The sequence below is a fragment of the Streptomyces phytophilus genome, from assembly GCF_013870535.1.
Taxonomy (GTDB): Bacteria; Actinomycetota; Actinomycetes; order Streptomycetales; family Streptomycetaceae; genus Streptomyces; species Streptomyces phytophilus.
Map to the genome: position 1 here is coordinate 1 of NZ_JACBXC010000236.1, position 6,615 is coordinate 6,615.

Consider the following 6,615-nt stretch of genomic DNA (forward strand, 5'->3'; position numbering starts at 1 on the left):
AGCCCCAGGCCGCCCAGCCCCAGGCCGCCCAGCAGCCCGCGGCCCCGCAGCCGCAGCCCGCGCCCCCCATCGCGTACGGCTACCCTCCGGCGTTCACCCTCCCGCCGCAGGGGCCCCAGTTCATCGGCCGCTGACCGCCGCCCGCGGGCTCACGTCTTGGACTTGAAGCCCCGCCCCCACACCAGCCCCCAGCCGTAGAGCCGGTCCAGCTCCGACTGGAACCCGTAGACGTACCGCACCTCGCGCCGCACCGTCAGCTCGCCCTTCTTGTTCTCGATCAGCAGCACCGCGCACGAGCGCGCCTCCGGCGCCCGCTCGTCGAGCGCGATCTCCACCCGCGGGCCGCTGGACGGGTAGAGCGTGACGACCGCCTGGGTGCGGTCGAAGGCGGGCGTGCCGTCGTAGATGTAGACGAAGACCAGCAGCCGCCGGAAGGCGTCCTTGTGGTCGAGGTTGACGTACACCGTCTCGCCGGAGCCCGAGCCGAACCGGTCGTCACCGCTGAGCTTGATGTACGGCGCGTCGTTGATGTCGCCGAGGAGGTTGCCGAGGGGCTGCACCACGCCCCGCGTACCGTCCGCCAGTTCGTACATGCACGCCAGGTCGAGGTCGACGTTGACCACCGCCGGGCCCTGCGCCTGCACCACCTCGGGCCGGAAGAGCTTCGCGGGGTGCAGCAGCGTCCCGCCGCTCCTGCGGGTGCGGCCGCCGAGGTCGGAGGTGCGCATGCGCCAGGAGAGGTTGATGCGCAGGTTGCCGGTGTCGGATCCCTGCTTGGTCAGCGAGAGCAGCGGCTTGCGCTTGGTGAGCTGCACCGAGTACGACGCGCCCGCGCTGTCGAACTGCGGCACCCCCTCCCGCCGCCAGTTGCCCCAGAACGACACCCCGCACCCCCAGGCATGAGAAAACCCCTCGGGACCGGCCGGACGACCGGCCCCGAGGGGAATCCTTCCGCATCTCGGACCGCGCGGAACCTACACGCGGGAGGGAAGCTCCTTTTCGGCCGGTTCGTCGTCTCCCCCTCCCCCGCCGCCTTCCTGCGCGATGCGCCGGTTGCGGCGGACGGAGGAGTAGAAGGAGAGGGCGATGAGGGCGACCCCGATGCTGCCGGTGATGACCTCGTGGATGTGCCACTTGATGGTGATCAGCAGGATGGTCGCCAGCGCGCCGATCGCGTAGTGCGCGCCGTGCTCCAGGTACACGTAGTCGTCGAGGGTGCCCTGCCGGACCAGGTAGACCGTCAGGGACCGCACGTACATCGCGCCGATGCCCAGGCCCAGCGCCATCCAGAAGATGTGGTTGGTGATGGCGAAGGCGCCGATGACGCCGTCGAAGGAGAACGAGGCGTCCAGCACCTCCAGGTAGAGGAACATGAAGAACGCGGCCCTGCCCGCGAGCCCCACGGCGGTCGGCTCCTTGCCGGAGCGCTTGGCCGCCTCCTCCGCCTCGTGCTCCCGTTCCTCCTCCTCTTCGAGCTTGTTCTCGAAGTGCCCGGACAGCCCGCCGACGATGAGGTACGTGATGAGGCCGGCGATGCCGGCGGACATGACCGTCCCGGATTTGTCCGCATGCCCGCCGCCGTGCTGGATCGCACTGGTCGCGATCGTCATCGCGGTGGTCAGCAGCACGATCAGGGCGATGCACACGGAGATCGCGTCGATCCGGCCGACCTTCGAGAGCGGCTTCTCGATGAACGGGATCCACTTGTGCTCCCGCTCGGCGAAGAGGAACTCAAGGAAGATCATCAGCAGGAACATCCCGCCGAACGCGGCGATCGACGGATGCGCGTCGGTGACCAGTTGCTCGTAGCGGTCGGGGTCGTCCAGGGCCAGGTCGACGGCCTCGATCGGCCCGACCTTGGCGGTGATCGCGACGATCGCCACGGGGAAGACCAGGCGCATACCGAAGACGGCGATGAGGATGCCGATGGTGAGGAAGATCTTCTGCCAGAAGGCGTTCATCTTCTTCAGCACGCCGGCGTTGACGACCGCGTTGTCGAAGGAGAGCGAGATCTCCAGGATGGAGAGCATCGCCACCAGGACGAACGCCTCCCACCCCCAGAAGATCGCGGCACAGGCGAGGCCCGCGGCGGTCACCGCGAAAGACCAGCCGAAGGTTTTCAGCACCACTGGCAGTCGTCCATTCTCATCGTGTGTCCGTCCGTCTCCGCGGCGCTGCACGGCACCGGGCTTTCGTCACCGTACCCGCACGGTTCACCCGGACCCGGCACGTACGTCGTGCCCCCATCTTCCCCGGCGGTGTCAAGCCCCGACACTTCCCGGGTCCGGAAGCGTCAGGAGCCGCACCGCTGCCGGATAGTGCGGGAATCGGCCCCGCGGGCCCACCCTGCCGAACACCCGAACGAACATCGTCCCGCGCGGCCGGGGCCGCCGACCGGGGCCGCCAACCGGGGGCCGCCGGGGACGTCAGGCCGCGGCGAGGTCCTTCAGCGCGGTGACGTACTCGTCGATGTCGCGGGCGTCGGGCAGGTCGTTGACGACCGTCCAGCGGACCGTGCCCGCGGTGTCGATGATGAACGTGCCACGGACCGCGCAGCCCTTCTGCTCGTCGAGGACGCCGTACGCGCGCGCGGTGGCGCCGTGCGGCCAGAAGTCGCTGAGCAGCGGGTAGCCGAAGCCCTCCCGGTCTGCGAAGACGCGCAGGGCGAAGGGCGTGTCGCAGGAGACGGCCAGGAGCTGGACCTCGTCGTTGACGAAGGCGGGCAGCCGGTCGCGCAGCGCGCACAGCTCGCCCGTGCAGACGCCGGTGAAGGCGTACGGGAAGAAGAGGAGGACGACCGCCCTCTCGCCGCGGAAGTCCGAGAGCCGCACGGTCTCCCCGTGCTCGTTGCGCAGCGCGAAGTCCGGCGCCTCGGCGCCGGGCGCGAGGGCCTCGATCCCGTCCAGTGCCATCCCTGACCTCCGGTCCTGTCGGCCGGCCGAACCCGTACCGGGTCACGAGCGTACGGCGGGGGCGTGCTCCGCTCCCCGCCGGGATCCCGTCGCGCCCGCCGGGACCCGGCCGCGCGGTGGTCCCGGGACCGCCCGGGCAGCCCCGGCGGGACCGTCCGAGCAGTCCCGGTGAAGGGCGTGTCAGCGCTTGGTCGAGCGGGCCCCCTTCGGGGTGACCAGGCGGCTGCCGCTCCAGTCCTTGCCCGCGTTGATGCTCTTGGTCTGGGCCAGACCTGCGGTCTGCGCCGCCTCGCCGATGTCGCTGGGCTCGACGTAGCCGTCACGGCCGGTCTTGGGCGTCATGAGCCAGACCGGGGCGCCTTCGTCGATCATGGTGGTGGCGTCCACCAGCGCATCCGTCAGATCGCCGTCCTCGTCGCGGAACCAGAGCACGACGGCGTCCGCGACGTCGTCGTAGTCCTCGTCCACGAGGTTCTGCCCGGTGATCGATTCGATGGCCTCGCGAAGCTCCTGATCGGTGTCGTCGTCGTAACCGATCTCCTGGACCACCTCTCCGGCCTGGAAACCCAGCCTGGTGGCGGGGTTGGTCCGCTCCTCCGCGTGGTCCGCGGTCGCGCTCACGGATTGCCTCCTGCTCGTGTGCCTGTGTCTTCCGATGTCTCCGAAATCAGCATCACACCCGCGCGCACGCGAGGCGATGGGCGTAGTCCACACGTGCCGGGCGAATCGCGCAAGTACCCGGCGGCCGATCCCGCCCTATGGAGGGCACCCCTGGACCAGGGGGCGCAGTCCCGCGCGTTGCCTGCGGGTACGCTGGCGATCAGCCTGTACGCCCCCTCCACGGCCGTCCCGGTGGAACCTCGGTGGAGGGAATGCAGGGTTACCAAACAGTAGAGATGACGTGGCCGCAACCGCGGTAGACGATGGGAATCAGCGCGAGACCTCTCATCCGCGAGCAGTCCGATTACCGATACGTACAGCAAAGGGGCAGCGTGGCTTCCGGATCCGATCGCAACCCGATCATCATTGGCGGCCTTCCCAGCCAGGTCCCGGATTTCGATCCCGAGGAGACCCAGGAGTGGCTCGACTCGCTTGACGCGGCGGTCGACGAGCGCGGCCGGGAACGGGCCCGCTATCTCATGCTCCGCCTCATCGAACGCGCCCGCGAGAAGCGTGTGGCCGTACCCGAGATGCGCAGCACGGACTACGTCAACACCATCGCCACCAAGGACGAGCCGTTCTTCCCCGGCAACGAGGAGATCGAGCGGAAGGTCCTCAACGCGACCCGCTGGAACGCGGCGGTGATGGTCTCCCGGGCCCAGCGCCCCGGCATCGGCGTCGGCGGCCACATCGCCACCTTCGCCTCCTCCGCGTCCCTCTACGACGTGGGCTTCAACCACTTCTTCCGCGGCAAGGACCGCGGCGACGGCGGTGACCAGGTCTTCTTCCAGGGCCACGCCTCGCCCGGCATCTACGCCCGCGCGTTCCTCCTCGACCGCCTGAGCGAAGCGCAGCTCGACGGCTTCCGGCAGGAGCACTCCAAGGCGCCCCACGGCCTGTCGAGCTACCCGCACCCGCGGAACATGCCGGACTTCTGGGAGTTCCCGACCGTCTCCATGGGCCTCGGCCCGCTCGGCGCCATCCACCAGGCGCGGATGAACCGGTACATGCAGGCCCGGGGCATCGCCGACACCTCGAACTCGCACGTGTGGGCCTTCCTCGGCGACGGCGAGATGGACGAGCCGGAGTCGCTGGGCCAGCTGTCGCTGCCCGCCCGCGAGGGCCTGGACAACCTCACCTTCGTCGTGAACTGCAACCTCCAGCGGCTCGACGGCCCGGTGCGCGGCAACGGGAAGATCATCCAGGAGCTGGAGTCGTACTTCCGCGGCGCCGGCTGGAACGTGATCAAGCTCGTCTGGGACCGCTCCTGGGACCCGCTGCTGGCGCAGGACCGCGACGGCGCCCTGGTCAACAAGCTGAACACGACGCCCGACGGCCAGTTCCAGACGTACGCCACCGAATCCGGCGCGTACATCCGCGAGCACTTCTTCGGCGACGACCTGCGGCTGCGCCGCATGGTCGAGGAGATGACCGACGACCAGCTGCTCCACCTCGGCCGCGGCGGCCACGACCACCGCAAGGTCTACGCCGCCTTCGAGGCCGCCGTGGCGCACAAGGGCCAGCCCACCGTCATCCTCGCCCAGACGATCAAGGGCTGGACCCTCGGCCCGAACTTCGAGGGCCGCAACGCCACGCACCAGATGAAGAAGCTCACGGTCGAGGACCTCAAGCGCTTCCGCGACCGGCTGCACCTCCCCATCCCGGACAAGGACCTCCAGGACGGCCTCCCGCCGTACTACCACCCGGGCCGGGACTCCGAGGAGATCCAGTACATGCACGACCGCCGGCAGGCCCTCGGCGGGTACGTGCCGACGCGCGTGGTGCGCTCCCAGCCGCTGAAGCTGCCGGACGACAAGACCTACGCGGCCGTCAAGAAGGGCTCCGGCACCCAGGCGATCGCCACCACGATGGCGTTCGTCCGGCTGCTCAAGGACCTGATGCGGGACAAGGAGATCGGCAAGCGCTTCGTGCCGATCGCGCCCGACGAGTACCGCACGTTCGGCATGGACTCCTTCTTCCCGAGCGCCAAGATCTACAACCCGCTGGGCCAGACGTACGAGTCCGTGGACCGCGAGCTGCTCCTCGCCTACAAGGAGTCGTCCACCGGCCAGCTCCTGCACGACGGCATCTCCGAGGCCGGCTGTACGGCCGCGCTGACCGCCGCCGGCACCGCGTACGCCACCCACGGCGAGCCGCTGATCCCGGTCTACGTCTTCTACTCGATGTTCGGCTTCCAGCGCACCGGCGACCAGTTCTGGGCGATGGCCGACCAGCTCGGGCGCGGCTTCGTCATCGGCGCCACCGCCGGCCGCACCACCCTCACCGGCGAGGGCCTCCAGCACGCCGACGGTCACTCCCAGCTGCTGGCGTCGACGAACCCGGCGGCCGTGGCGTACGACCCGGCGTTCGGCTTCGAGATCGCCCACATCGTGCAGGACGGCCTGCGGCGGATGTACGGCTCCTCGCCGGAACACCCGCACGGCGAGGACGTCTTCTACTACCTGACCGTGTACAACGAGCCGATCGTCCACCCGGCCGAGCCGGAGAACGTCGACGCCGAGGGCATCGTCAAGGGCATCCACAAGCTGGCGCCGGCGACGGCGGGGCAGATCCCGGCGCAGATCATGGCGTCCGGCGTGGCCGTGCCGTGGGCGCTGGAGGCCCAGCGGATCCTGGCCGAGGAGTGGGACGTACGGGCCGACGTGTGGTCGGCCACCTCGTGGAACGAGCTGCGCCGCGAGGCCGTCGAGACCGAGCGGCACAACCTGCTGCACCCGGAGGAGGAGCAGCGGGTGCCGTGGGTGACGCGGAAGCTCGCGGGGTCCGAGGGCCCGTTCGTGGCGGTGTCGGACTGGATGCGGTCCGTACCCGACCAGATCGCGCGGTGGGTACCGGGCACGTACCAGTCGCTGGGCGCGGACGGCTTCGGCTTCGCCGACACCCGCGGCGGGGCGCGGCGGTTCTTCCACATCGACGCGCAGTCGATCGTGGTGGGGGTGCTCACCGAGCTGGCGAAGGAGGGGAAGCTGGACCGCTCGGTGCTGAAGCAGGCGATCGACCGGTACCAGCTCCTCGACGTCGC

Annotated in this window: 5 protein-coding genes; 1 reads left to right on the plus strand and 4 read right to left on the minus strand. The window is 69.8% G+C overall.

What is annotated here, in order from left to right; all coding sequences use genetic code 11:
• Window positions 1–149: 149 nt before the first annotated feature.
• The 4 genes from H5J30_RS13500 to H5J30_RS13515 form a co-directional block, all read right to left on the minus strand.
• Window positions 150–884 (minus strand): TerD family protein, encoded by a 735-nt coding sequence (locus tag H5J30_RS13500; protein WP_037749445.1) that lies wholly within the window; start codon window positions 882–884, stop codon window positions 150–152.
• 90 nt (window positions 885–974) lie between these two features.
• On the minus strand, window positions 975–2,129 hold the full coding sequence (locus H5J30_RS13505) for a DUF475 domain-containing protein (RefSeq protein ID WP_181787677.1): 1,155 nt from the start codon (window positions 2,127–2,129) through the stop codon (window positions 975–977).
• Window positions 2,130–2,426: 297 nt separating this feature from the next.
• Window positions 2,427–2,912: a peroxiredoxin gene (locus H5J30_RS13510; RefSeq protein ID WP_181787678.1), complete on the minus strand. Its 486-nt coding sequence runs from the start codon at window positions 2,910–2,912 to the stop codon at window positions 2,427–2,429.
• A 180-nt stretch (window positions 2,913–3,092) separates the two neighbouring features.
• A complete protein-coding gene (locus H5J30_RS13515) occupies window positions 3,093–3,533 on the minus strand; it encodes a DUF3052 domain-containing protein (RefSeq protein WP_181787679.1) in 441 nt (146 codons plus the stop codon).
• Window positions 3,534–3,904: 371 nt separating this feature from the next.
• Here H5J30_RS13515 and aceE point away from each other — a divergent pair.
• The coding region (aceE, locus tag H5J30_RS13520) for a pyruvate dehydrogenase (acetyl-transferring), homodimeric type (RefSeq protein ID WP_181787680.1) at window positions 3,905–6,615 on the plus strand (2,711 nt) is incomplete at its 3' end.

What these genes read in the sequence shown, in the direction of transcription:
- H5J30_RS13510 (WP_181787678.1), bottom strand. Translation starts at nt 2,912, where the DNA reads ATGGCACTGGACGGGATCGAGGCCCTCGCGCCCGGCGCCGAGGCGCCG.